The organism is Micromonospora sp. NPDC049891, from assembly GCF_040660295.1.
Lineage (GTDB): Bacteria > Actinomycetota > Actinomycetes > Mycobacteriales > Micromonosporaceae > Micromonospora.
In genome coordinates, this window is sequence record NZ_JBFAML010000022.1 from 39426 (window position 1) to 63906 (window position 24481).

Here is a 24481-nt window from a genome sequence, read left to right on the forward strand (position 1 = left end):
TCCCCACCGCGCAGCATCCTGCGCGAGGACCCCCGTGCCTCGCTGGAAAAGGAAATTCGCATGAGCCTGTCGGCCACGACGGCGCCGCCGTCGCCAGCAGCACCACCCCCCGATCCCCCCTCCCACCGCCGCCGGGGATATCTCTTCAACCGCCTGGATCTCAAGTACTCCCCGTACCTCTACATCGCGCCGTTCTTCCTGATCTTCGGGACCTTCGGGTTGTACCCGATGCTGCGCACCGCCTGGATGTCGCTGCACGACTGGGACATGATCGGCGAGCACACGTTCATCGGGTTCGACAACTACACCGAGTTGCTCTCCGATAGCTACTTCTGGAACGCGCTGGTCAACACGTTCGGCATCTTCGCCCTGTCGACCATCCCGCAGCTGCTGATGGCGCTCTTCCTGGCGAACCTGCTCAACCAGACCTTCCTGCGCGCCAAGACCTTCTTCCGGATGGCCATCTTCGTGCCGAACGTGGTGTCGGTGGCCGCCGTCGCGATCGTCTTCGGCATGCTCTTCCAGCGCGACTTCGGCCTGTTCAACTGGCTGCTCAGCCTCGTCGGGGTGGACCAGATCGACTGGCGCGCCCAGGAGTGGAGTTCCTGGACCGCGATCGCCACGATGGTCAACTGGCGATGGACCGGCTACAACACCCTGATCCTGCTCGCCGGCATGCAGGCCATCCCGAAGGACCTGTACGAGGCGGCCGCGATCGACGGTGCCAGCCAGTGGCGGCAGTTCTGGCAGATCACCCTGCCGATGCTCAAGCCCACCTTCATCTTCGTGGTCATCCTCTCCACGATCGGCGGCATGCAGCTCTTCACCGAGCCGCTGCTCTTCGCCAACGGCAGCATCATCGGCGGCAACCAGCGGGAGTACCAGACGCTGGCCATGTACATGTACGAGAAGGGCATCTACAACCTGAGTACCGCAGGTTACGGGGCCGCGGTCGCCTGGGCGATCTTCATGATCATCGTCTTCGTGTCGTTGATCAACTTCGTACTCGTCCGCCGCGCGGCCAAGTGAGGAGAGATCGATGATCTCGGCTTCAAAGCGCCTGTGGCGCACCAGTCCCCTTACCTACATGGCGCTCGTCCTGGCGGCGCTGCTGTCGATCTACCCCTTCTACTACATGATCGTGATCGGCACCCGCAGCCTGGAGTCGATCAATGACGTGCCACCGCCGATGACCCCGGCTGGCGCGTTCGGTGACAACTTCGGGCGGGTGCTCGACAACGACGCGGCCAACTTCCTCAAGGGCCTGATGAACTCGATCATCGTCTCGTCGGTGGTCACCGTGTCGGTGGTGCTCACCGGCTCGCTCGCCGGCTTCGCCTTCGCGAAGCTGCGCTTCCGCGGTCGCAACGTGCTGCTGCTGGCGATCATCGTCACCATGATGATCCCGACCCAGATGGGCCTCATCCCGCTCTGGAGCATGATGCAGTCGCTGGGGTGGTACGACACCCTCTACGCGGTGACCGTGCCGTTCCTGGTCAGCGCATTTGGCGTGTTCATGATGCGGCAGTACGCCAGCCAGGCGATCTCCGATGAGCTGATCGAGGCCGGTCGCGTCGACGGTGCGAGCACGTTCCGGATCTACTGGAACATCGTGCTGCCCGCGTTGCGTCCGGCGGCCGGCGTGCTCGGTCTGCTCACCTTCATGGAGACCTGGAACTCCTTCCTCTGGCCGTACGCGATCCTCACCCCGGAGAACCCGACCCTCCAGGTCTCGCTCTCCTTCCTGTCGTACGCCTACTACACGGACTACTCCCAGGTCTTCGCCGCCACGGCGGTCGGCACCATCCCGCTGGTGCTCGTCTTTCTTCTCTTCGGCCGCCAGATCATCGGCGGGATCATGGAAGGTGCAGTCAAGTCGTGAGCAACCCCGCCACCCCGCCCGCCGTCGGCGTCCTCGACGAACGTCCGCCGCTGACCTTCCCGCCCGGCTTCCTCTGGGGCGCGGCGACCGCCGCGTACCAGATCGAGGGCGCGGCGAACGAGGGCGGCCGGACCGCGTCGATCTGGGACACCTTCAGCCACACCGAGGGTCGGACGGTTGCCGGGCACACCGGCGACGTCGCCTGCGACCACTACCACCGGCTCGGCGACGACGTCCGGCTGATGGCCGAGCTGGGGTTGAAGTCGTACCGGTTCTCGGTCTCCTGGCCCCGGGTGCAACCGGGCGGGTCGGGTCCGGCGAACGCCGCAGGGCTCGACTTCTACCAGCGGCTGGTCGACGAGCTGTTGGCCAACGGGATCGAGCCCTGGCTCACCCTCTACCACTGGGATCTGCCGCAGGAGTTGGAGGATGCCGGGGGCTGGCCGGCCCGGGACACCGCCGCCCGGTTCGCCGACTACGCCCTGCTGATGGCGGACGCGCTCGGCGATCGGGTGAAGTACTGGACGACCCTCAACGAGCCCTGGTGCTCGGCCTTCCTCGGCTACGGTTCCGGGGTGCACGCCCCGGGCCGTTCCGACGGGGCCGACGCGGTCCGTGCCGGACACCACCTGATGCTCGGGCACGGGCTGGCCGTGCAGGCGCTGCGTACGGCGGTGCCCGGGGCGCAGCTCGGGGTGACCGTGAACCTGTACCCGGTCACTCCGGCCAGCGACGCGCCGGGCGACGTCGACGCGGCCCGGCGGATCGACGCGCTGGCCAACCGGTTCTTCCTCGACCCGATCCTGCGCGGCGCGTACCCCGACGATCTGGTCGACGACCTGGCGAAGGTGACCGACTTCAGCCACGTTCACGAGGGCGACCTGGCCACCATCGCCACGCCGCTGGACGTGGTGGGGGTCAACTACTACAGCCGGCACGTGGTGGCCGCGCCGATCCCCGGTGAGCAGCCGGAAGCCTACTGGCGGGCCCAGGCCTGCTGGCCGGGGAGCGAGGATGTCCGGTTCGTCACCCGGGGCGTGCCGGTGACCGACATGGGGTGGGAGATCGACGCCCCCGGTCTGGTGGAGACGCTGCGCCGGGTGCACGAGGAGTACACGGACCTTCCGCTCTACGTCACCGAGAACGGGTCGGCCTTCGTCGACGAGGTGGTCGACGGTCAGGTCGACGACGTCGACAGGCTTGCCTATTTCGACGCCCACCTGCGCGCCTGCCACGAGGCGATCAGCGCGGGCGTCCCCCTGCGTGGATACTTCGCCTGGTCGCTGATGGATAATTTCGAGTGGGCCTGGGGCTACACGAAGCGGTTCGGCATGATCTACGTCGACTACGACAAGCAGACGCGCATCCCCAAGTCCAGTGCCAGGTGGTACGCGGAGGTGATCCGACGCAACGGTCTGGCCGCACAATAGGGCGATGGCCAGCCAGTAACGGGCGGCCCGGCACCGACGCTGGTGAAGGTGCCGGGGCCGCCTGATGTCGGAGGAGAGACGATGACAACGCAGCGCACCCGGTCGCTCGGGCGGCCGACGCTTGACGCGGTCGCCGCCCGTGCCGGAGTCGGCCGCGGCACGGTCTCCCGCGTGGTCAACGGCTCTCCGCAGGTGAGTCCGGAGGCCCGGGCCGCCGTGCAACAGGCCATCGCCGAACTGGGGTACGTGCCGAACCGTGCCGCGCGGGCGTTGGTCACCCAGCGGACCGACTCGGTGGCCCTGGTGGTGAGCGAGTCCGGTGAGCGGATCTTCGCCGAGCCGTTCTTCGCCGGCATCGTCCGGGGGATCAGCTCCGCCCTGCTGGAGACGCCGTTGCAGCTGTGGCTGGCCATGGCCCAGTCGCCGCTGGAGCGGGAACGCGTCGAGCACCACCTCACCAACCAGCACGTCGACGGGGTACTGCTGCTGTCGCTGCACGACGACGACCCGCTGCCCACCCTGCTGGAGGAGCGGGACCTGCCCACCGTGCTCGGCGGGCGGCCCGCGCGGATGCTGCACCCCGAGGCGCAGCCCGTCTCATTCGTCGACGTCGACAACGCCGGCGGGGCCCGGCAGGCCGTCGAGTATCTCGCCGGACGGGGCCGGCGGCGCATCGCCACCATCGCCGGTCCGCAGGACATGGGCGCCGGCCTGGCCCGGCTGTCCGGCTACCGGGACGCGGTCCGTACCGCCGGGTTCGGCGTCGACCCCGACCTGATCGCGTACGGCGACTTCAGTGAGGAGAGCGGGGCGACGGCCATGCGGCAGCTGCTGGAGCGCTGCCCCAACCTGGACGCCGTGTTCGTGGCCGCCGACCTGATGGCCTTCGGCGCCCTGCGGACACTGCGCGAGGCCGGCTGCCGAGTGCCGCAGGATGTGGCCGTGGTCGGCTTCGGCGACGAGCCGATCGCCCGGCAGGCCGAGCCGCCGCTGACGTCGGTGTTCCAGCCCGTGGAGGAGATGGGCCGGCAGATGGCGCGGCTGCTTGTCGCCCGCATCCGCGGCGACGAGATCCCCGCCCCACACGTCGTCCTGGACACCCAGTTCGTCGAACGCGCCTCCGCCTGAGCCCGAGCTCGGCCGCCGGGCCGGACGCCGACCGGATCAACGCGCCGGCCCACGAACACACGGAGCCCCGGATCGGTCCTGGCCTGCCCGTCGGGCGAAGAATTCGTGCGTGCCGCACCCAGGTTGCCCACACCACACCGAGCAGCCGACAACTCTCCGTGCATCTGACGCCGTGTGACTCCCCGCCCGCGGTCCCACCTGCCACCTCGCACGCTTTGCTCTGCTTCAACCTACGCACTGGCGTATGACCAGCGGCAACGGCGAGACGAGATTCAGCTATCGGACTACCGAGGACACTCAGCGTGACCGTTGCGTCGGTTGAAGCAGAGCAAAGGCGTCAGACACCACCTTAGGCGGCAGGCTCGATGGACACGGAAAGTGACTTCCGGGGGCGGTGGTGGTGTAGTCCTTCGACTCTTGGCAGCACCTGCGACTAGGGATGGTCCGACAAGTCCTGCGCAGCCACATCCACGTGCGGGCGTGGCGACGCTGACGCGGGGACGGTCGGGCCGCACTCAGATGGGGGCGGGCGGGCCGTGCTCAGGTAGGGGTGGTCCAGCGGCGTAGCTCGCGCTTGGCGAGGCTGTTGCGGTGCACCTCGTCGGGGCCGTCAGCGAGGCGTAGCGTGCGGGCCTGGGCCCAGAGCGCGGCGAGGGGGGTGTCCTGGCTGACTCCGGCTGCCCCGTACGCCTGGATGGCCTTGTCGATCACCCACTCGGCCATCGCGGGGGTGGCGATCTTGATGGCCTGGATCTCGGCGTGCGCACCCTTGTTGCCGACGGTGTCCATCAGCCAGGCCGTCTTGAGGACCAGCAGCCGGGCCTGTTCGATGCGGACCCGGGCCTCGGCGATCCATTCGCGTACCACGCCCTGCTCGGCGAGGGGGCGGCCGAAGGCGACCCGCTCGATGGCCCGGTGGCAGAGCAGCTCCAGTGCCCGCTCGGCCATCCCGATCAGGCGCATGCAGTGGTGGATCCGGCCGGGGCCGAGCCGGGCCTGGGCGATGGCGAAACCGGTGCCCTCGGCGCCGACCAGGTTTTCCGCCGGCACGCGTACGTCCTCGAAGTCGATCTCGGCGTGACCGCCGTGCGAGGCGTCGCTGTAGCCGAAGACCCGCATGCCCCGGCGGACCGTGACCCCGGGGGTGTCGCGGGGGACCAGGATCATGCTCTGCTGCCGGTGCCGGTCGGCGTCCGGGTCGGTCTTGCCCATCACGATGAGGATCTCGCAGGCCGGGTCCATCGCGCCGGAGGACCACCACTTGCGGCCGTCGATGACGTAGTGGTCACCGTCGCGCCTGATCGACGTGGCGATGTTCGTCGCGTCGGAGGAGGCCACGTCGGGCTCGGTCATGCAGAACGCGGAGCGGATCTCGCCAGCCAGCAGCGGGGTGAGCCAGCGCTCCTGTTGCGCGGGAGAGCCGAACTCGGCGAGCAGTTCCATGTTGCCGGTGTCCGGCGCGGCGCAGTTCAGCGCCTCCGGGGCGAGATGCGGGCTGCGCCCGGTCAGCTCGGCCAGCGGAGCGTACTGGAGGTTGGTCAGCCCGGCACCGTGGCGCGGATCGGGCAGGAAGAGGTTCCACAGGCCGCGCCGGCGTGCCTCGGCCTTCAGCTCGCCCAGCACGGCGGGGCGGGCCCACGGGTCACCGGCGGCGGCCACCTGGGCGGCGTGCACCCCCTCGGCCGGGTACACGTGCTGCTCCAGGAAATCGGTCAGCTCCGCGCGCAGCTGCTCGGTCCGTGCGTCGTACGCGAAGTCCATCAGGCCTCCTTCACCGCGGTCAGTCCGTGTGCGACAAGCGGGGCAACGAGGCCGCCGATGGTGTCGAAGCCCTCGCCGAGGGTCTGGCCGAGGGTGTGCCGGTAGTGGATGCCCTCGCAGATGACTGCGAGTTTGAAGCAGCCCAGCGCGATGTGCCAGTGCAGGGGACCGACGTCGACGTCGCTGCGGCCGGCGTACCTGTCGATCAGCTCGGCACCGTCGGGGAAACCGGCTCGCGGGCCGAGGCCGTCGGCGACCGGGTTGCCGTCGGAGACCTCGCTGCCGCCGAGCACGTCCCAGTAGGTCAGCAGCAGCCCCAGGTCGGCAAGTGGATCGCCGAGGGTGGCCATCTCCCAGTCCAGCACCGCCGTCACCGTCACCGGTTCCACGGCGGCGAGCAGATTGTCCAGCCGGAAGTCACCGTGCACGATCCGGCCGGCGTTGGCACCGTCGGGTGCGGTGGCGGCGAGCCGGTCGCGCAGTTCGTCGATGCCCGGCAACGGTCGGCTGCGGGACCGGTCGAGCTGGCCCGACCAGCGGCGGACCTGCCGGGCCAGGAACCCCTCCGGGCGGCCGAAGTCGGCCAGGTCGACAGCAGCCGGCTCGACCGTGTGCAGCGCCGCCAGGGTGTCCATCATCGCCATGGCCAGCCCGTGTCGCTGCTCGGCGGTGAGCTGGTCGGTCCGGGAGCGGCTGCGGAACACCTCGCCCCGCACCCGTTCCATCAGGTAGAACGGCGCGCCCAGCACGTCCGGCTCCGAACAGAGCAGCAGGGCGCCGGGCACCGGGACATCGGTCGGGGCGAGCGCCGAGATGACCCGGAACTCCCGGGCCATGTCGTGCGCGGTGGCCAGCACATGCCCGAGCGGTGGGCGGCGCAGCACCACGTCCCGCCCGCCGGCGTGCACCAGGTAGGTCAGGTTCGACCGGCCCCCGGCGATCAGCTCGGCCCGTAACGGGCCGGTGGCCAGCTCGGGGTGGTGCGCCGCCAGGTAGCCGTGGAGTCGGTCGAGATCCAGACCGGCGGGCGAGCCGGCGGTCGGTTCGGTCATCCGGACAGTCCATGGCAGCTCCGGCGGGTTGTCAAGGTCAGGTTTGACCCTCGGGACATGCCGCCGCAACAGGGACGAAATGGTCAACTGCCAGGCTGGGACCAGCCTGCCGGCCAGTGTGCCGGCCCGCCGAGCGGAGGGGTTTGAAATGTTGCTGCGCGTTCGGGTCACCCTGCCGGACCGTCCAGGCACGCTCGGTCAGGTGGCGCGCACCCTCGGCGTGTCGGGGGCGGACATCGTCCAGGTGGTCGTGCTGGAACGCCTCGGCGGGCGGGCGGTCGACGACTTCACAGTGGTGTGGCCGGGCGCCGCCCGGGTGGAGCGGCTGCTGGCCGGTCTGGCGGCGATCCCCGGCGTACGGGTGGACGGGGTCTGGCGGGCGATCGGCGCGCCCACCACCACCGGTCAGGACGCCGAGCTGCTGGCCCAGGTCGCGGCCAACCCGGCCGACGGCCTGGCCACCCTTGTCGACGCGGTACCGGGGCTGCTCGCCGCCGACTGGGCGGTCGCCGCGGTGGTGCCGGTCGACTGGGCGTCCCGTACCGGCGGTGGCGGTGCGACGGTGGGGCACGCCAGCTGGCGTACCCCGGTGCCGCCGCCGCTGCCGGAGGTGACCCCGCTGCGCGCCCGGTCGATGACCGCGCCCGACGGCGGTCATTTCGCGGTCGCGCCGTTCGGCCGGGCCGGGCTGGTCCTGGTGGTGTCCCGCGAGCACAGCGAGGCCCTCACGCCGGCAGCCTTCCACTCCACCGAGGTGGACCGGCTCGCCCAGCTGGTCCGTGCCTGCGCGGTGATCCTCGGCGACCGGCTCGACCTGGTGGGTGCGCCGCCGGTCAGCGCCAACCCCTGACCGGGTGGCTGTGACGCATACCGCAGGGCCGGTCGCGGCTGGACACGGTGAGGCAACCGACCGGCAACAGCCGCGGACGACTGTGGCACGGGAAGGGAGGCAACGATGACGCTGTGGCGGATCCGAGCCACCGTGGACGACCGGCCGGGCTACCTGTCGGTGCTCACGGCGAGCCTCGCGTTGCGTGGAGTCAACATCCTCACCGTGCAGGTGCACACCACCGAGCGCGGTGCCGTCGACGACTTCCTCGTCGACGCGCCGGACACCCTCGACGAGGCGGATCTGCTCGCCGCCGTCGAACGCGGGCGGGGGCGGGACTGCTGGGTGGCGCGCAGCGAGGCGCGTGGCCTGGCCGACCAGCCGACCCGGGTACTCGGGCTGGCGACCCGGCTGGTGCACGACCCGGACGCGACAGGTGAGGTGCTGCGGGCCCTGCTCGGCGCCGACGAGGTGACCTGGCGGGCGGCACCGGCCCTGACCCGCCCGGGGATCGACGGGCTGACGATGGTGCTCGCCGACCCGAACGGCGGGTCGTACGCCCTGCGCCGGGTCGCGCCGAGCTTCACCCCGGCCGAGTACGCCCGGGCCCAGGCGCTGCTCGAACTGGGGGCCACGGCGGCCCGCCGCAGCGCCGAGCAGGTCACCGTGGTCCTGCCGGACGGTGCCGAACTGACCGTACGCCCGGCCGTCGCGGACGACCTGACGGCGGTGGTCGAGTTGCATCAGGCCTGCTCGGCGCGGAGCCGGCAGCGCCGTTACCTGGGGGGTGCGGGTCTGCCCTCACCGGCCCGACTGCGTCGGCTCCTGGAGCCGGCCCGCGGGCTGACCCTGGTCGCCGCGACGACCGGCTCCGGCGGGGCGGCGGAGTCGGTCGTCGCGATGGCGAACCTGCTGGCCGAGGGTGACGAGGCCGAGCTGGCGCTGTTGGTACGCGACGACTGGCAGCGCCGTGGGCTGGGCTCGGCCTTGCTGCGTCGGCTGACCCGGCAGGCCGAGTCGGCCGGTTACGCGGCAATGGTGCTGCACATCCAGGGGGACAACGCGCCGATGCTGCGGACGCTGCGCCGGTTGTCCCGGCCGACCACCGTCGAGCGGGACGGCGCCCTGCTGACCATGACCGTGCCGCTGGCCGCCGCGGCGCCGGCACGGGCGGAGAGCGCCGGCTGACGGCTCAGACGACCGACCTCCGATGCGGAGGACGGTGAGGTGGGCAGGACTCCCGGTGCGGGGGTCCTGCCCACCGCGTTTTCCCTGGCCGGGAGTCGGTCAGATGTTCGGGGGAAGGGCGGTGCGGTCCTGGAAGTTGCCGTAGAGGTGGTCGTCGTCGCCGACGGTGACGGCTTGGACGAGCAGGTCACCGCCGACGAAGGCGCCCTTCCAGGAGGCGCCCCGCCCGCCGAACGGCTCTTGGCGGTCGCCCCGGGACCGGGGCTTGTTGATGCCCACCTTGAACGCTTGCAGGTCGACCGCCAGCTTCGCCGCCTCGTCGGTGTCGTCGCAGGCGAGGGAGGCCACAAGCGCGCCGTTGGAGGCGTTCATCTGGGCCAGCAACTCGTCCGTGGTGTCCACCACGACTATCGTGTCGACCGGACCGAACGGCTCGGCGTGCATCAGCCGGGACCGACCGGGTGGGGCGAGCAGCACCGACGGTGCGACGTACGCCGAGGTGTCCTGCCCGGGCAGGAACGGCGCACCGTCGAGTTTGCCCCGGTACAGCGGGACGGCGCCGCCGCGTACCGCCTCGTCGACCTTGCGGTGCAACTCGTCGGCCTTGACGGCACTGATCAACGGACCGAAGTCCAGCTCCGGCAGCGGGTCTCCGGCACGCCAGGTCTCGTCGACCGCGAGCGGGTGCCCGAACCTGACCGAGCGGACCACCGGAAGGTACATGTCGAGGAACTCGTCGACCAGGTCCCGCTGGACCACGAACCGTGGGTACGCGGTGCAGCGCTGCTTGCCGTACTCGAAGCCCTTCTTGAGGTGGGCGGCGAGCAGGTCCCACTGGGAGAAGTTCCAGATGCCCCAGGCGTTGAGACCTTCCTGCTCGATGAAGTGGCGCTTGTTCGAGTCGAGCAGCGCGGCGGCCACCTTGCCCCCGTTGGAGCGACCACCCACGAACGCCACCGCGCCGATCTCCGGTGCCCGTACCAGCACCTCGGACAACGCCTCGCCGCTGCCGGAGAGCAGGGTGGCCGGCAGCCCGGCGCGGTGCAGCAGGGCGTGGGCGACGGTCAGGCAGACCGCGCCGCCCTGGGACGGTGTCTTGGCGATCACCGCGTTGCCGGCGAGCAGCTGCACCAGCTCGGCGTGCACGAGCACGCTCATCGGGTAGTTCCACGAGGCGATGTTGCTGACCGGGCCGGGCAGTGGGGTGCGACCGTCGGCGAGCATCCGCTCGATCTCGTCCACGTACCACCGCACCCCGTCGAGCGCGCGGTCCACGTCGGCGCAGGCCAGCCGCCATGGTTTGCCGATCTCCCAGACCAGCAGCAGGGCCAGCAGGTCGCGGTGGGCGGTGAGGGCGTCCAGGGCGTCGGTGACCCGCGACCTGCGTTCGGCCAACGGGGTGTCGGCCCAGATGGCGTGTGCCGCGGCGGCGTGGGCGACCGCCTCGCGGGCGGTCGCCGCGTCCAGCCGCGGCAGGTCGACAAGCACGCTGTTGTCTACCGGGGTACGCGTCGGCGTCGGCGCGCCACCGGTCCGCCACTCGCCGCTGACCAGGTTCCGCAGCACCGTGGTGCCGTCGGCCCGCCGGTCGAAGGCTTCACCGGTGGCGGCCACCGCCCGGGCAAGGGTGTCGGACCAGGAGGTTCCGTCGGCCAGTCGTAGAGCCATCGCGATCTCCTCAGGAGGGCGGGGAGCGGTCGTCCACGGGCGCCGCCAGGTGCCGCGTACTGTCGCGCGCCGCCCAGCGCGACGGCAACAGTACGTTCCGTATCGCAGGACAGCAGGTTGCCTTCACTCCTCAGTGGAGGATCTGTCCCCATGCCGGATCAGTCGCTCTGGCCTGCTGATTCGTCGTCTCAGTATCGATCTAATTCGATGGTGTGATGAACCCCCTTTTGTTACTGGTCAGTACGAAGATGGCTACCCGGCGGTAGCAACGAGCCGAACCGTGCTCCACGACGAGAACGGCCGCCGGAGGGACACCGGCGGCCGTTCTCGAACTGGTGGTGTCAGCTGGTGAAGGTGATGCCGTCACGCCGACGTCGCAGCGCGACCAGGGCGACACCGCCACCGATCAGGCCGACGCCGACCAGGGCCATGGTCGTCGCAGCCGCGCCGGTGACCGGCAGATTGCCGCCGCCACCGCCGGTGCCGTCCGACGGGCTGGCCGACGGGCTGGCCGACGGCGTGTCTGACGGCGTGTCTGACGGGACCGGCGACTCCGGGGTGGTGGGCGTCGGCGTCGGGGACTCCGGGTTGGGTGATTCCGGAGTGGTGGGCGTCGGCGTCGGCGACTCCGGGCTGGTCGGCGTGGGGGTCGGCGACTCCGGGGTCGGCTGGCCGGCGCAGGTGTGGCTGAGGTTGAACGCGCTGGACTGGCCGCTGATCGTGGCCTTGCCGTCGCTGAGGGTCCAGCCGGCAGGGGTGAACAGGTATGCGTGGATCACCCGACCGTTGGCCGAGTAGAAGGCATCCGGGTAGGGGTCGCTGGCGTCGGGGATGGTCACGGTGACCGGGTCTCCGCCGCTGGTGGCGAAGGTCAGTTCGATGCTCTGGAAGCTGCCCGCAGACGGGCCGCCGGGCAGGACGAAGTGCCAGCCGTCCTGATCCGCCTTGAGTCCCTCGAACCGGTTGTCGTTGCAGTTCTGCGTGCCGAAGCCGGCGGCGGTGGACCCCTTGTGGGGCGAGTGGAGTGGAATGGTGCTGCTCGCCCAGGCCGGGGCGGCGAGGGCGATGAGGGCCGCGGCGGCGGTGCCGGAAACGGCCGCACGCGCCACGTGCCGACGCTGTGGCATGAGAATTCCTCCGGATCTCAGCGGGATGACGGCACATGCTCGCATCCGGACGGCTGGTTCTGATCTCGGGCGAACGGTCTGACCTGGGCGAACCTGAGGCCGCGATGTGTCCGCGAGGGTGTTTCGTGAGTTGTTTCCGCGCGTGTCGGTGTAACGCTGCGCGGTCTCCTGACGCCCGGCGTCGCCGCCGAGCGGGCTTCCCAACTCCCGGCGGCCAGATTACATTGTCAGTCATCCATGGGAGCGCTCCCGGTCCTGTTGGAGCCACCTCGCCACCACCACCGCCGGCAGCCGTCCACACCGACGCGGCCACGCGTCGATCGATGCCGTCGGGCACGCATCGACAGGAGCAGTCGCATGCACCAACCCCCACGGTCGGGACGCCTCCGCGGCGACCGACCTCTGCCGGATCAGCCCTGGCCGCACCGCCGTACCGACCAGCCCTGGCCCCGCCGGATGCTGACCATCGTCACCGCGCTCGCCACCGGTCTCGCGCTCGCGGCCGGCGTACCCGCGACCGGTGCCGTCGCCGCACCTACCGACGGGGCTGTGGCCGCCGCGGCGCCGGCCTTCAACTACGCCGAGGCGCTACAGAAGTCCCTGCTGTTCTACGAGGCACAGCAGTCCGGGAAGCTGCCGGACTGGAACCGGGTCTCCTGGCGCGGCGACTCCGCCCTGCGTGACGGCTCGGACGTCGGGGTCGATCTCACCGGTGGCTGGTACGACGCCGGGGACCACGTCAAGTTTGGCTTCCCGATGGCGTTCAGCGCCACGATGCTGGCCTGGGGCGCGGTCGAGTACCGGTCCGGGTACGCCGCCTCCGGCCAGCTCACCCACCTGCTGAACAATCTGCGCTTCGTCAACGACTACTTCGTCAAGGCGCACCCGTCGCCGAACGTCCTCTACGGACAGGTGGGCAAGGGCGACGACGACCACAAGTGGTGGGGACCGGCCGAGGTGATGCCGATGGCGCGGCCCGCGTACAAGATCGACGCGAGCTGTGGCGGCGCGGACCTGGCGGGGGAGACGGCCGCCGCGATGGCCGCCTCGTCCATGGTGTTCCGGCCCACCGACGCCGCGTACGCCGACAAGCTGCTCACCCACGCGCGGCAGCTCTACACCTTCGCCGACACGGTGCGGAAGAACTACCACGAGTGCATCACCGACGCGACCAGCTTCTACCGGTCCTGGAGCGGCTACCAGGACGAACTGGTCTGGGGCGCGATCTGGCTGTACCGGGCCACCGGCGACGCCGCGTACCTGGCCAAGGCGGAGAGCGAGTACGACAAGCTCGGCACCGAGCCGCAGACCACCACCCGCTCGTACAAGTGGACAGTCGCCTGGGACAACAAGCAGTTCGGGGCGTACGTGCTGCTGGCCAACCTGACCGGCAAGCAGAAGTACGTCGACGACGCCAACCGGTGGCTGGACTTCTGGACCGTCGGCGTCAACGGCGAGCGGGTCCGGTACTCGCCCGGCGGGATGGCGGTGCTCGATTCGTGGGGCGCGCTGCGCTACGCCGCCAACACCGCGTTCGCCGCGCTCGTCTACAGCGACAAGACCACCGACGCGACCCGTAAGGCGCGCTACAAGGACTTCGCCGTCCGGCAGATCAACTACGCGCTCGGCGACAACCCGCGCAACTCCAGCTACGTGATCGGCTTCGGCGCCAACCCGCCGAAGAACCCGCATCACCGCACCGCGCACGGTTCCTGGTGGGACAGCATGACCGTACCCACCGAGACCCGGCACACCCTCTACGGCGCGCTTGTCGGCGGACCCTCCTCGCCGAACGACGCGTACACCGACAACCGGTCGGACTACGTGATGAACGAGGTCGCCACCGACTACAACGCCGGCTTCACCTCCGCGCTGGCCCGGCTGTCCCAGGAGTACGGCGGCACCCCGCTGGCCAACTTCCCGGTCCCCGAGCAGCCCGACATCGACGAGCTCACCGTGGAGACCACGGTGATGCAGAACGAGACCCGGGCCACCGGCATCAAGGCGATCGTCTACAACAAGTCGGCCTTCCCGGCGCGGGCACTCACCGACGCCAGGTTCCGCTACTACTTCCGAGCCCCTGGTCTGGGCCTGGAGCCGATTGTGGTCACGCCCGGCTACACCCAGGGTTGCCCGGCGCCCACGACCGCCAGGAACGTCAGCGGCGATCTCTTTTACGTCGAGGTCGACTGCACCGGACACACCATCGCCCCCGCCGGCCAGTCGCAGCACCGGATGGAGGTGCAGTTCAAGATCGGAGTGCGGGAGGGCGTCGCCTGGGATCCGAGCGACGACCCGTCGTACCAGGCCACCGCCGGACCGAACCGGAACGTCCCGCTCTACGTCGGCGGCACCCGGGTGTGGGGCGCGGAGCCGGCGTCCAGTACGGACACCACGCCGCCGACCACCCCCGGCACGCCGGTGGCGACCTCGGTCACCTCCCGTTCGGTGAACCTGACCTGGGCGCCGTCCACCGACGCGGGCAGCGGGATCGACGTCTACATCGTCAACACCCACGTGGTCGGCAGCGACACCTACAGCTGGTATCCCTCCGCCACGAACTCGCTGGTGCTCAACGTGTCCCCGGCGCGCACCTACGAGATCACCGTGCAGGCCCGGGACAAGGCCGGCAACACCTCACCCGCGTCGCCGAAGCTGACCGTGACCGTGCCGGCGGTCGACGACGGTGACACCGTCCCGCCGAGCGCGCCCGGTACGCCGACGGTGTCGGCGATCACCACTACCGGTGCCACGCTGAGCTGGGCCCCGTCGACCGACAACGTGGGCGTGACCGGGTACCGGATCTACCGGGGGCCGGCGCTGGGTGACGTGCTTGTCGCCACGGTCACCGGGACCACGTACGCGGTGACCGGCCTGCAACCCGAGAACACGTACTCGTTCTACGTGGTCGCGGTCGACGCCGCGGGCAACGCCTCGCCGCCGTCGGAACGGGTGACGGTGACCACCTCGGCGCCGCTACCCACCTCACCCTGCCGGATCTCCTACGGCAGCAACGACTGGAGCACCGGCTTCACCGCCAACATCACCATCACCAACACCGGCACCACCGCGATCAACGGTTGGACCCTGGCGTTCAGCTTCCCGAACAGCGGGCAGCGGGTCGGCCAGGGCTGGTCGGCCACCTACGCCCAGACCGGCGCGGCGGTGACCGCCACCAACCTGTCGTACAACGGCAACCTGGCGTCGGGCGCGTCGGTAGGCATCGGCTTCAACGGCACCCACACCGGCAGCAACCCGAAGCCCACCTCGTTCACGCTCAACGGCGCCACCTGCACCATCGGCTGACACGAATACCCGGTTCCCCGGTCGCAGCCGGGCCGGCCGGTGTAACGCTCCGTGCTGGCATGTCACACAGGAACGATCGCGCCTGCGTGACATGCCAGCACACAGCGGCGTCCGCTCGGGACCACTGCTGCGGCCGGGCGTGCTGTGCGGCAAAGGCCGACCTGTGGCTGGTGGCGGGCGCTTCCCGACAGGTCGAACACGGCGAGCAATGCTCACTCTGCGTGGCATAGGCGGCGTCAGACCTTTGCCGCACCTCGCACGCTTTGCTCTGCTTCAACCCACGCAATAGCGCCTGAGCAGGGGCTCCGCATCGGCCGGGTGGCCAAGCAGGCGACGATTGCCGCCACTGTCGGTGAGTGTTGCGTTGGTTGAAGCAGAGCAAAGGGCGTGGAGTGGAGTGGCTGGAGGGGGCAGACGTCACGGTCTGTCAGGAGCAGTGCGTCGGTAAGGAGGGCAGGCTCCGCCGGACGAGTCCGCCCGGGCGGCGTCAGCGCAGGTCGTCGGCGAGGAGGTCCATCAGCAGGCCGTCGTGCCAGCGGCCGTCCTCGCCACGCTCGTAGCGGCGCATCACGCCGACCGTCCGGAAACCCACCTTCGCGTACGCCCGGATGGCGGCGGTGTTCGCCGCCGCCGGGTCGATGGTGAAGCGGTGGTGGCCGTGGGCGTCGATCAGGTGCCGGATCAGGACGCGGATGGCGTCCCCGGCGAGCCCGGCGCCGCGTACCGAGGGATCGAGGAAGATGTCGATGCCGGCGTGCCGGTAGTCCGGGTCGTCCTCGGCGTGCCACTGGATCGCGCCGACCACCCGGTCGCCGTGCTCGATGGCGTACACCGAGAGGCTCTCCTCGGCGAGGTCCTCCTCGACGGCGGCGACCAGGTCGTCGCCGCCGCGCCACCAGCGGCGTACCTCGGGCTCGGCGCGGATCCTCGCCAGGGCGGGCACGTCGGCGGCCGTCGCCGCTCGTAGGGTCACCGCCTTGCCGCGCAGCATCAGCTCAGCTCCGAATCTCGCCGTGCTCGACGCAGACCGCCGACCAGCCGACCGGCAGCACCTGCACCTTCATCCGGCGCCGGCACCGGGCGCAGTACCGGGGCGGCTCCAGGGCCCGGGCCGCCGCGCACTCCACGTGCACGCCGGCCGCCGCTGCCTCCCCGCACCTGTCACACCAGGCCTGACCTGCCACAGCCACCGTCACAGGGTCGCCGAGAGCGCCTTGACCGGCATCTTCAGCTCGTCGAGCAGCTTGAGGTCGTCGGTGGCCGGTCGACCGAGGGTGGTCAGGTAGTTGCCGACGATCACGGCGTTGATGCCGCCGAGCAGCCCGTCGCGGGTGCCGAGATCACCCAGGGTGATCTCCCGGCCGCCCGCGTACCGCAGGATGGTGCGCGGCATGGCCAGCCGGAAGGCGGCGATGGCCCGCAGCGCGTCCTTGCCTTCCACCACCGGACGGTCACCCAGCGGCGTGCCGGGCCGGGGATTGAGGAAGTTCAGCGGCACCTCGTGCGGATCCAGCTCGGCGAGCTGCGCGGCGAACTCGGCCCGCTGCTCGATTGTCTCGCCGAGGCCGAGGATGCCGCCGCAGCAGACCTCCATGCCGGATTCGCGGACCATGCGCAGGGTCTCCCACCGCTCCTCCCAGGAGTGGGTGGTGACCACGTTCGGAAAGTACGACCGGCAGGTCTCCAGGTTGTGGTTGTAGCGGTGCACGCCCATGTCGACAAGCTCGTCGACCTGCTCCTGGGTGAGCATGCCGAGTGAGGCGGCGACCTGGATGTCGACCTCGGCCTTGATCGCGGCCACACCCTCACGCATCTGCTTCATCAGCCGGGCGTCCGGACCGCGTACGGCGGCCACGATGCAGAACTCCGTCGCCCCGGTCGCGGCGGTCTGCTTCGCCGCCTGCACCAGCGAGGGAATGTCCAGCCAGACCGAGCGCACCGGGGAGGTGAACAGGCCGGACTGGGAACAGAAGTGGCAGTCCTCCGGGCAGCCGCCGGTCTTCAGCGACACGATGCCCTCGACCTCCACCTCCGGGCCGCACCAGCGCATCCGCACGTCGTGGGCGAGCTGGAGCACGGCGGACAGGTGCTCGTCGGGCAGGTTCAGCACGGCGAGGACACCGGCCTCGTCGAGACCGACGCCGTTGTGCAGCACCTGGTCCCGGGCCTGGTCGAGGATCTCTGGCATGGCACGTACCCTACAAGGCCACTTTGCGGACGGTAAACGAGCGCGGACGGTGGGCCCGGAGCCGCGTCGGCGTGGTGCGGCGAGCCGCACCACGCCACGCCGGGGCAGGCGCGGCGGGTGGTAACTTCGCCCGGCGGAAGCGCCTGACGGGCGGGAACCGGCGGGGAAGGGACGTGGCGGTGGCGGACTGGCTGGCGGCACTGGACCGCCGCGCCGAGCTACGGGCGAAGGCGGGACTGACCCGCCGGCTGCATCCGCGCGCCGCCACCGACGGCGTGATCGACCTGGCCGGCAACGACTATCTGGGCCTGGCCGCTCATCCGGAGGTGGTGGCCGCCGCGGCGCGGTCCCTCGCCGCTTACGGGCTGGGTGCGACCGGCTCGCGGCTGGTCCGCGGCTCCACCGAAGCCCACCACACGCTTGAGGAGACGCTCGCCGACTGGCTCGGCACTGACCGGTCGCTTGTCTTCTCCTCCGGGTACCTGGCCAACCTCGGCGCGGTCCGCGCGCTGGTGCGCCCCCGCACACTGCTGATCTCGGACGCGCACAACCATGCGTCGCTCATCGACGGCTGCCGCATCTCCGGCGCGGAGACGGTGGTGACCCCGCACGCCGACGTGGCGGCGGTCGCCGCCGCCCTCGCGGCCGCCCCGGGTCGACCGGCGGTGGTGGTCACCGAGTCGGTCTTCTCCGTCGACGGCGATCTTGCTCCGCTGGCGCGGCTGCACGCCACCGCCCGCGAACACGGCGCGTTGCTGCTCGTCGACGACGCACACGCGCTCGGCGTGGTCGGCCCGGACGGTGCCGGCGCGGTCGCCGAGGCCGGGCTGGCCGGTGAGCCCGACGTGGTGATCACCGCGACCCTGTCCAAGGCGCTCGGCGGGGCCGGTGGCGTGGTGGCGGGCCCGGCCGAGTTCGTCCGGCACCTGGTCGAGACCGCGCGGACCTTCATCTACGACACCGCGCTGCCGCCTGTGGTGGCGGCCGGGGTGCAGTCCGCCGTGGGGTTGGCCCGCTCCGGCGCCGGCCTGCGCGCCGAGCTGACCGAGCGGGCCGCCCTCGCGGTCGGCCGGCTGCGCGCCGCCGGCCTGGATGTCTCCGCTGCCGACGCCGCCGTCGTCTCGGTCACCGCACCGGGCCCGGAGGCGGCGACGGCATGGGCCGCCGCCTGCCGGGACCGAGGCGTGGCGCTCGGCTGTTTCCGCCCGCCGTCCACCCCGGACAGCCGGTCGAGGTTGCGACTGACCGTCAGCGCCGGGGTGCCGCGAGCGGACTTCGAACACGCCCTGGAGGTCATCGTGGAATGTGCGCCATGACGGATCAGTGGCGCGGACCGGTGCTGGTCACCGGCACCGACACCGAGGTCGGCAAGACCGTGGTGACCGCGGCGATCGCGGCCGCGGCGCAGGCGGCCGGGTTGCGGGTCGCGGTGATCAAACCCGGCCAGACCGGTACGGCCACCGGCGACCCCGCCGACGTCGAGACGGTCGCCCGGCTGGCCGCCCCGATGACCGGTCGTACGCTTGCCAGTTTTCCGGACCCGCTCGCGCCGCTGGCCGCCGCCCGGGTGGCCGAACTGCCACCGCTGGAGTTGTACAACGCGGTCGACGCGGTGCGGGAAGAGGCGGACAAGCACGATCTGGTGCTGGTCGAGGGAGCCGGCGGGTTGCTCGTACCGATGGGGCTGCGGCCCTCGGGGGAGCCGTGGACGATCGCTGACATGGCCGTGTCGCTCGGCGCTCCGGCGGTGGTGGTGGCCCGTGCCGGTCTGGGCACCCTCAACCACACGGCGCTCACGCTGGAGGCACTGGACCGGCGGGCCGTGCCGGCCGGCGTGGTGATCGGCGCCTGGCCGGCCGAACCCGAGCTGGTGCACTGGGCCAACCTCAGCGATCTGCTGCCGAACCTGCTCGGCGCGCTGCCGGCCGGTGCCGGATCGATGGACCCGGGAGTGTTCCGGCGCTCCGCCCCGGGCTGGCTCACCCCGGCCCTGTACGGCGTCCTCGACGACTGGCGCGCCTGGGCCGACGAGACCACCTGAGCCGTGGTGCCGCCGGGAGTGGGTCAGCGGCGGACGACGAAGGTGTCGGGCATCCGGAAGGTGAGATTGTCGGGATAGTGGGGCGGGCGCACCACGCGTACCCCGGTCAGCAGTGGTGCGGCCTCGGTCACCAGCGTGGTGGCTTCCATCCGGGCGAGTTGGTCGCCGACGCAGCGGTGCACGCCCGCCCCGAAGGCCAGGTGCCGGCGCGACCCGCGCTGCCCGGGGCGGAACTCGTCCGGCGCCTGCACGACCGCCGGGTCGCGTCCGGCGCGGGCCAGCCACAGCACCACACTGGTGCCCGCCGCCACCACCGTCCCGCCCAGCGTGGTGTCCACGGCGGCGACCCGCCGCCAGGTGACGATCGGAGGTTCCAGCCGCAACCCCTCCTCGACCACGTCGGCGACGTGCACCGAGCCGTCGCGCAGCCCGGCCAGTACGGCCTGTTCCCTGGTGAGCCGGTGCAGCAGCAGGGTGAGGAACTGCGAGGTGGTCTCCTGACCGGCGACCAGCAGGAAGAACAGCGCGCCGACGACCACGTCGGGCGGGTGCCCGGCGGCCCGCAGGGCTGCGGCCAGGCCGTCGCCGGTGGCCGCGAACTCCCGCAGCAGTCTGTGGAAACGGCCCACCTCGGTGGCGAGCAACTGCTGCCGGTCGGCGTCCAGCGGTGCCCAGAAGAGTTCCAGCGCCGCGCGGGCGAACTCCTTCACCGCCGTGACCGGCGCGTCGGGCAGGTCGACCAGCCGGGCCAGGACCAGCAGCGGCAGATCGGCGGCGAGGCCCGCGTGCAGGTCGACAGGTGCGCCGGTGTCGAGGGTGGCGGTCAGCTCGGCGACCCGCTGGCGGACCAGCGTGGCCAGCCAGTCCCGTTGGGCGGCCACCCGGGTCGGGTGCAGGGCGTCCGCGACCAGGGCACGGATCCCCGGGTGACTGGCGCCGCCGTTGTTGGCAAGGGTCGGCGGCAGCCGGAACCGGTGGGCGGCGAGCATCCGCAGCGCGGCCACCGGCATCGGGGTGACCGCGTCCAGCGCGTTGTCGGGTCGGAACCTGTCAGGGTCGGTGAGGACCTGCCGGACCAGGGCGTGCCGGGTCACCAGCAGGTGCTCGACGCCCACGTGGTCGGCGACCCGGGCCACGTCGGGCCACTGGGTGACACCGCCAGCGGCCCCGGTACCTGCGGTCGCCGTCGGGGCCTGCTCCCAGCTGCGGAACAGCACGGCGTCACGCTAGTCGGCCGCCTCCGGCCGGCCGGCGCGCAACCGCCACACCGTGGTGCGCTTCACCCGTACGCTCTCCAGCGCCTCACTCACCGGCACGTCGTAGGCGGCGAGTTCGTCGAAGCGTTCCCGGGGCAGGAAGGCCCGTCCCGGGTCGCCGACCAGCACCGACGCCCCGGCCCGGGTGGCCCGCAGCAGGAACCGCAGCACCCGGTTGGCCATCGCCGCGCTGTAGAAGACGTCGCCGGCGAGGACCACCTCGGCGTCGCCCGCCTCGCCGTCGAGGATGTCGCCGAGTTCGGCGTCTACGCGTACCCCGTTGGCTTCGGCGTTGAGCGCGACGGCCGCGACGGCCAGTTCGTCGACCTCAACGGCGCGGACGGCAGCCGCGCCGGCCCGGGCGGCGGCGATGGCGACCAGGCCGGAGCCGGACGCCAGGTCGAGCACCCGGCGACCGGCGACCGTCTCCGGGTGGTCGGTGACGTAGCGCGCCAGGCCCTGGCCGCCGGCCCAGGCGAAGGCCCAGAACGGTGGCGGCCGGTCGCTGCGGAACTCGCCCTCGGTCAGCTCCCACAACCCGATCGGCTCGTCCGCCTGGTGCAGCCGCACCTCGGGGACGAAGGCGACGGGCGCGAGCCGGGCGTGCAGCCGGACGAAAGCGGCGGATAGCGCGGACATCCGGTGATTGTCCATCGTCACCGTGCACGGCGTGTCGCGGGTGAGCCGTCACCGGTTCAATACCGTACGTGAAAACGGGCATCTCGCTTCACGGTCCGTGCGAACACGCCCGTCTACCGGCTGGCGTCCCGCGCTCCTAGCGTTGCGAATGGAGGCGACCAACGGGAGGACGGATCGTGAAGAGGCTGTGGCGTTACACGCTACGGATCGGGGTGGCGCTGGCATGTCTCACCGGGGTGGACGTTGCCATGGCCGTGCCGGCGCACGCGGCGTTCGCCACCGAACTCGGCGGCCTGCCGGACCAGTTCACCGCCGGTGGGCGAGTGGCGACGGTCTCCGCTGTGGTGTCCCGCTCCGACCCGGGTGACTGCATCAAGGTGCGCTGGTCGATGGTGCTGGGTGTGCAGGGGTTGCGACTGGACCAGGTGCGGGTGGACCGGATCGAGGAGACCGGTTCGTTCCCGGTGGAGGTGCGTACCGAGGGTGACACGGCACGGCTGACCGACCGTCAGCTCGACCCGGGCACCCTCTGCCAGGGGCGTACCGTCACCGCGCAGTACCGGATCGCGTTCGCTCGGGACGTCGACCGGGGTCGGGTGAGCCTCGCTGCCGAGGCGTACGACCGGAACCTGCGGCTGCTGTCCCGCCAGACGGCGACCCGCGAGGTGGTGGGCCGGGGCGTCGAGGCCCGCCCGACGACCGCGTCACCCACCCCGTCGCAGGTGCCGACGGTGGACCCGACGGAGGAGCCGGTCGAGGTGCCGACGGTGGATCCGACCGAGGAGGAGTCCGATCCGGCCGATGACGCCGGGTACGCCGGCGGGGCGGGGGAGCCGCCGGCCGCCGACGCGGCCGGTAACCAGAGCGGTAGCGGGCTCGGCCTGACCGAGGTGGCGTTCCTGCTCGGCGGTCTGCTGCTCTTCCTCGGGGTGGGTCTGTTGCTGCGACTGCGGCAGCTGACCCGGGAACCCGAGGCCGTGGTGGACGCGGTCGGCCCGGCGCCCGGGCGATGGGAGCGGGGGTCGGGTCCGCGGAGCCGGTGGCGGACGGTACCCCGCGATGGCGGTTACCTGAGTTGACCAGGGCCACGGTGGGGGCGCACCGCCCCCACCGTGGCGGTGCGTCACGGTGCCCAGTCGGGATCGCGACCGAACGCGGCGAGGAGCCGGTCCTGTTCGCCGGCTCCGGCGGGCAGTTCGACCTCGGGTTGGACGAGCCCGTCTCGCCGGTAGTCCTCGACGTGGCGGGAGTACCAGCGGGCCGCCTCGGCGACCGCGTCGGCGTCCATCGTCGGGTCCGCGCCGATCGCCACCGCCAGGTCCCAGCCGTGTACGAGGTGTTCGGCCAGCAGCTGGTGCAGGTACTCCTCGGCGGGGGTGGCGCCGGCCGACAGGTGGACGGTCCGGTCCAGGGTGCCCGGGCTGGTGGCGGCGACCTCGGCCTGCGCCGCGGCTTCGCGGGCGGTCTCGATCGGGTCGGCACCGAGCTGGTCGCCGTCGTAGCGGTCGCCTACCTCTTCGATGGTGCGCCCGGCGAGCAGCGGCACGCTCCAGCGTTCCTCGCTGACCACGTGGTTGACAAGTGTGCGGACGTCCCAGCCGGGGCAGGGGGTGGCGGCCGACCATTGTCCGGGGTGCACCTGTTCCACCCGGTCGGTGAACTCGGCCAGGCTGCGCCGGTACGTCTTCAGCAGCTCCATGTCGCAGTTGTTTCCCGTCGGCGGCGCGGGTAACCCGCCGGATTCGGGTGGCGCGGGTAACCCTCGGATCCGGCGTGTTCACGGTTACCGCCGGGGCGCCGGCTGCGCTGGGCCGGGGACCTAATCCAACTGGGCGGGATCCAGTCCCAGCTCGCGGGCGGTCACCAGGCGCACCCACTCGGCGAACTGCCGGCGGGAGATCACCCGGTCGTGCACCGCGAGCTGCACCGCCAGGCCGTCCATCACGGCGCTGATCCGCCAGGCCGCGCCGGCCGGGTCGGTGCAGACGAAGATGCCCTCCCGGACCCCGTCGGAGATCACCGTGGCGAGGTCCTGCCGCCAGCGCAGGTCCAGCTTGCGGGAGACCTTCTCCAACTCGGGGGTACGCAGCGACTCCGCCCAACCGTCGATCCACATGGACCAGGAGGTGGCGCGCCCGGCCGGGGTGTAGAGGCGCAGGATCCGGCGGAGCTTGGTCAGCGGCGGGGCGCTGGAGCGGGTCACCGCGTCGAGCCGGGCCAGATCCTGCTCGACGGCGTACGCGAAGGCCTGGGCGAGCAGCCGTTCCTTCGTGGCAAAGTGGTAGAAGACAAGCGCCTGGCTCACCCCGGCGGCCTGCGCCACATCCGCCGTGCGGGTGTTCGCCAACCCGCGCTGCCCGATCACGTCACATGCGGTGCGCAGCAGGGCATCCAGGCGGATCTCGGCCGCACGTCTCGTCACGTCCGTCACCGTATCCGATCGAGGCGGATACGGCCGGTCACCAAACCCCTGTTGATCCAGCTTGCGACAGTCGGAAGCCGGACAGTTCCGGACTCGCCGGGGACGGGAGCCCGATTTGGCATCTGTTCCACCGCTCGGCTAGAGTTCTCATCCGTCACCGGGAATGCCCGGAGGCGTGCGGACGTAGCGCAGCTGGTAGCGCATCACCTTGCCAAGGTGAGGGTCGCGGGTTCGAATCCCGTCGTCCGCTCGGAGCTGCCGCCACGCGTGACGGGGGCAACCTCGGTGGGGTGGCCGAGAGGCGAGGCAACGGCCTGCAAAGCCGTGTACGCGGGTTCAAATCCCGTCCCCACCTCGGTAAGAACGGCAAGGGCGATTGGCGCAGTGGGAGCGCGCTTCCTTGACACGGAAGAGGTCACTGGTTCAAACCCAGTATCGCCCACCATTAGATCCAGCAGACAAGGCCCGTTACCGGAGATCCGGTAGCGGGCCTTTCGCATGTCCCCGTGCGCCCGGTCGGACCGGGTTGACGGCTCAGTAGTCAGTCCTGGATAGTCAATTCTG

General features: G+C 71.1%; 21 protein-coding genes and 3 tRNA genes. 13 read left to right on the plus strand and 11 right to left on the minus strand.

The genetic code is table 11. The features are described from left to right. The first annotated feature begins 60 nt into the window (after positions 1 to 60). From AB0I71_RS23955 to AB0I71_RS23970, 4 genes are all read left to right on the plus strand, one after another. Positions 61 to 1029, plus strand: coding sequence for a sugar ABC transporter permease (locus AB0I71_RS23955; protein WP_357588156.1), 969 nt, complete (start codon positions 61 to 63; stop codon positions 1027 to 1029). A 10-nt stretch (positions 1030 to 1039) separates the two neighbouring features. Beyond that, on the plus strand, positions 1040 to 1882 hold the full coding sequence (locus tag AB0I71_RS23960) for a carbohydrate ABC transporter permease (RefSeq protein WP_093402872.1): 843 nt from the start codon (positions 1040 to 1042) through the stop codon (positions 1880 to 1882). Then, positions 1879 to 3312 (plus strand): GH1 family beta-glucosidase, encoded by a 1434-nt coding sequence (locus AB0I71_RS23965; protein ID WP_357588159.1) that lies wholly within the window; start codon positions 1879 to 1881, stop codon positions 3310 to 3312. Before AB0I71_RS23960 ends, AB0I71_RS23965 begins: the two co-directional genes overlap by 4 nt. Before the next feature lie 81 nt (positions 3313 to 3393). Continuing rightward, positions 3394 to 4440, plus strand: coding sequence for a LacI family DNA-binding transcriptional regulator (locus AB0I71_RS23970; protein ID WP_357588161.1), 1047 nt, complete (start codon positions 3394 to 3396; stop codon positions 4438 to 4440). Between the two features lie 540 nt (positions 4441 to 4980). Here AB0I71_RS23970 and AB0I71_RS23975 read toward each other — a convergent pair. Both AB0I71_RS23975 and AB0I71_RS23980 read right to left on the minus strand, forming a co-directional pair. Next, on the minus strand, positions 4981 to 6201 hold the full coding sequence (locus AB0I71_RS23975) for an acyl-CoA dehydrogenase family protein (RefSeq protein ID WP_357588163.1): 1221 nt from the start codon (positions 6199 to 6201) through the stop codon (positions 4981 to 4983). Then, positions 6201 to 7253: a phosphotransferase family protein gene (locus tag AB0I71_RS23980; RefSeq protein WP_357588165.1), complete on the minus strand. Its 1053-nt coding sequence runs from the start codon at positions 7251 to 7253 to the stop codon at positions 6201 to 6203. Before AB0I71_RS23980 ends, AB0I71_RS23975 begins: the two co-directional genes overlap by 1 nt. Positions 7254 to 7401: 148 nt before the next feature. Between AB0I71_RS23980 and AB0I71_RS23985 the strand changes: the two genes are divergently transcribed. Next, a complete protein-coding gene (locus AB0I71_RS23985; RefSeq protein ID WP_357588167.1) occupies positions 7402 to 8103 on the plus strand; it encodes an amino acid-binding protein in 702 nt (233 codons plus the stop codon). Between the two features lie 105 nt (positions 8104 to 8208). Continuing rightward, positions 8209 to 9270, plus strand: a complete 1062-nt coding sequence (locus tag AB0I71_RS23990) for a GNAT family N-acetyltransferase (protein WP_357588169.1) — start codon at positions 8209 to 8211, stop codon at positions 9268 to 9270. A 99-nt stretch (positions 9271 to 9369) separates the two neighbouring features. Here AB0I71_RS23990 and AB0I71_RS23995 read toward each other — a convergent pair whose 3' ends face one another. Both AB0I71_RS23995 and AB0I71_RS24000 read right to left on the minus strand, forming a co-directional pair. Then, positions 9370 to 10938 carry an aldehyde dehydrogenase family protein gene (locus AB0I71_RS23995; protein ID WP_357588171.1) on the minus strand — a complete coding sequence of 523 codons (1569 nt, stop codon included), beginning with the start codon at positions 10936 to 10938 and terminating at the stop codon, positions 9370 to 9372. A 341-nt stretch (positions 10939 to 11279) separates the two neighbouring features. Beyond that, a complete protein-coding gene (locus AB0I71_RS24000; protein WP_357588173.1) occupies positions 11280 to 12065 on the minus strand; it encodes an LPXTG cell wall anchor domain-containing protein in 786 nt (261 codons plus the stop codon). Between the two features lie 456 nt (positions 12066 to 12521). Between AB0I71_RS24000 and AB0I71_RS24005 the strand changes: the two genes are divergently transcribed. Beyond that, entirely contained in the window at positions 12522 to 15371 is a 2850-nt protein-coding gene (locus AB0I71_RS24005) for a glycoside hydrolase family 9 protein (RefSeq protein ID WP_357588280.1), read from the plus strand. A 487-nt stretch (positions 15372 to 15858) separates the two neighbouring features. Here AB0I71_RS24005 and AB0I71_RS24010 read toward each other — a convergent pair whose 3' ends face one another. Genes AB0I71_RS24010 through bioB form a run of 3 tightly spaced genes read right to left on the minus strand, consistent with a single transcriptional unit; the run spans position 15859 to position 17559 of the window. After that, complete coding sequence (locus AB0I71_RS24010) at positions 15859 to 16362, minus strand: GNAT family protein (RefSeq protein WP_357588175.1); 504 nt, start codon at positions 16360 to 16362, stop codon at positions 15859 to 15861. 4 nt (positions 16363 to 16366) lie between these two features. Further along, the gene (locus tag AB0I71_RS24015) at positions 16367 to 16567 is read right to left on the minus strand and encodes a hypothetical protein (protein ID WP_357588177.1); all 201 of its coding nucleotides are present in this window, start codon (positions 16565 to 16567) and stop codon (positions 16367 to 16369) included. After that, positions 16564 to 17559 (minus strand): biotin synthase BioB, encoded by a 996-nt coding sequence (gene bioB / locus AB0I71_RS24020; protein ID WP_357588179.1) that lies wholly within the window; start codon positions 17557 to 17559, stop codon positions 16564 to 16566. The genes AB0I71_RS24015 and bioB overlap by 4 nt, the downstream gene beginning before the upstream one ends. Before the next feature lie 179 nt (positions 17560 to 17738). Here bioB and AB0I71_RS24025 point away from each other — a divergent pair, with 179 nt between their 5' ends. Continuing rightward, entirely contained in the window at positions 17739 to 18875 is a 1137-nt protein-coding gene (locus AB0I71_RS24025; RefSeq protein ID WP_357588181.1) for an 8-amino-7-oxononanoate synthase, read from the plus strand. Then, a complete protein-coding gene (bioD, locus tag AB0I71_RS24030) occupies positions 18863 to 19600 on the plus strand; it encodes a dethiobiotin synthase (protein ID WP_357588183.1) in 738 nt (245 codons plus the stop codon). Before AB0I71_RS24025 ends, bioD begins: the two co-directional genes overlap by 13 nt. 23 nt (positions 19601 to 19623) lie before the next feature. Here bioD and AB0I71_RS24035 read toward each other — a convergent pair whose 3' ends face one another. Continuing rightward, the gene (locus AB0I71_RS24035) at positions 19624 to 20736 is read right to left on the minus strand and encodes a cytochrome P450 (RefSeq protein WP_357588282.1); all 1113 of its coding nucleotides are present in this window, start codon (positions 20734 to 20736) and stop codon (positions 19624 to 19626) included. Between the two features lie 90 nt (positions 20737 to 20826). After that, a complete protein-coding gene (locus tag AB0I71_RS24040) occupies positions 20827 to 21495 on the minus strand; it encodes a 50S ribosomal protein L11 methyltransferase (RefSeq protein WP_357588185.1) in 669 nt (222 codons plus the stop codon). A 176-nt stretch (positions 21496 to 21671) separates the two neighbouring features. On the opposite strand from AB0I71_RS24040, the gene AB0I71_RS24045 reads away from it, so the two are divergent. Then, positions 21672 to 22574: a hypothetical protein gene (locus AB0I71_RS24045; RefSeq protein ID WP_357588187.1), complete on the plus strand. Its 903-nt coding sequence runs from the start codon at positions 21672 to 21674 to the stop codon at positions 22572 to 22574. A gap of 44 nt (positions 22575 to 22618) precedes the next feature. On the opposite strand, the gene AB0I71_RS24050 is transcribed toward AB0I71_RS24045, so the two are convergent. Then, entirely contained in the window at positions 22619 to 23194 is a 576-nt protein-coding gene (locus AB0I71_RS24050) for a TIGR03086 family metal-binding protein (protein ID WP_357588189.1), read from the minus strand. A 120-nt stretch (positions 23195 to 23314) separates the two neighbouring features. After that, positions 23315 to 23917 carry a TetR/AcrR family transcriptional regulator gene (locus AB0I71_RS24055; protein WP_357588191.1) on the minus strand — a complete coding sequence of 201 codons (603 nt, stop codon included), beginning with the start codon at positions 23915 to 23917 and terminating at the stop codon, positions 23315 to 23317. A 177-nt stretch (positions 23918 to 24094) separates the two neighbouring features. Here AB0I71_RS24055 and AB0I71_RS24060 point away from each other — a divergent pair. From AB0I71_RS24060 to AB0I71_RS24070, 3 genes are all read left to right on the plus strand, one after another. Further along, a tRNA-Gly gene (locus AB0I71_RS24060) sits at positions 24095 to 24167 on the plus strand. A 34-nt stretch (positions 24168 to 24201) separates the two neighbouring features. Further along, a tRNA-Cys gene (locus AB0I71_RS24065) sits at positions 24202 to 24272 on the plus strand. Positions 24273 to 24287: 15 nt separating this feature from the next. Continuing rightward, positions 24288 to 24362 (plus strand) — tRNA-Val (locus AB0I71_RS24070). The last annotated feature ends 119 nt before the right edge of the window (positions 24363 to 24481 follow it).

What these genes read in the sequence shown, in the direction of transcription:
- AB0I71_RS23985 (WP_357588167.1), top strand. Translation starts at nt 7,402, where the DNA reads ATGTTGCTGCGCGTTCGGGTCACCCTGCCGGACCGTCCAGGCACGCTC.
- AB0I71_RS24000 (WP_357588173.1), bottom strand. Translation starts at nt 12,065, where the DNA reads ATGCCACAGCGTCGGCACGTGGCGCGTGCGGCCGTTTCCGGCACCGCC.
- AB0I71_RS23970 (WP_357588161.1), top strand. Translation starts at nt 3,394, where the DNA reads ATGACAACGCAGCGCACCCGGTCGCTCGGGCGGCCGACGCTTGACGCG.
- AB0I71_RS24010 (WP_357588175.1), bottom strand. Translation starts at nt 16,362, where the DNA reads ATGCTGCGCGGCAAGGCGGTGACCCTACGAGCGGCGACGGCCGCCGAC.
- AB0I71_RS23960 (WP_093402872.1), top strand. Translation starts at nt 1,040, where the DNA reads ATGATCTCGGCTTCAAAGCGCCTGTGGCGCACCAGTCCCCTTACCTAC.
- AB0I71_RS23975 (WP_357588163.1), bottom strand. Translation starts at nt 6,201, where the DNA reads ATGGACTTCGCGTACGACGCACGGACCGAGCAGCTGCGCGCGGAGCTG.
- AB0I71_RS24040 (WP_357588185.1), bottom strand. Translation starts at nt 21,495, where the DNA reads ATGTCCGCGCTATCCGCCGCTTTCGTCCGGCTGCACGCCCGGCTCGCG.
- AB0I71_RS23995 (WP_357588171.1), bottom strand. Translation starts at nt 10,938, where the DNA reads ATGGCTCTACGACTGGCCGACGGAACCTCCTGGTCCGACACCCTTGCC.
- AB0I71_RS24005 (WP_357588280.1), top strand. Translation starts at nt 12,522, where the DNA reads ATGCTGACCATCGTCACCGCGCTCGCCACCGGTCTCGCGCTCGCGGCC.
- bioB (WP_357588179.1), bottom strand. Translation starts at nt 17,559, where the DNA reads ATGCCAGAGATCCTCGACCAGGCCCGGGACCAGGTGCTGCACAACGGC.
- AB0I71_RS24050 (WP_357588189.1), bottom strand. Translation starts at nt 23,194, where the DNA reads ATGGAGCTGCTGAAGACGTACCGGCGCAGCCTGGCCGAGTTCACCGAC.
- AB0I71_RS23980 (WP_357588165.1), bottom strand. Translation starts at nt 7,253, where the DNA reads ATGACCGAACCGACCGCCGGCTCGCCCGCCGGTCTGGATCTCGACCGA.
- AB0I71_RS23955 (WP_357588156.1), top strand. Translation starts at nt 61, where the DNA reads ATGAGCCTGTCGGCCACGACGGCGCCGCCGTCGCCAGCAGCACCACCC.
- AB0I71_RS23990 (WP_357588169.1), top strand. Translation starts at nt 8,209, where the DNA reads ATGACGCTGTGGCGGATCCGAGCCACCGTGGACGACCGGCCGGGCTAC.
- bioD (WP_357588183.1), top strand. Translation starts at nt 18,863, where the DNA reads ATGTGCGCCATGACGGATCAGTGGCGCGGACCGGTGCTGGTCACCGGC.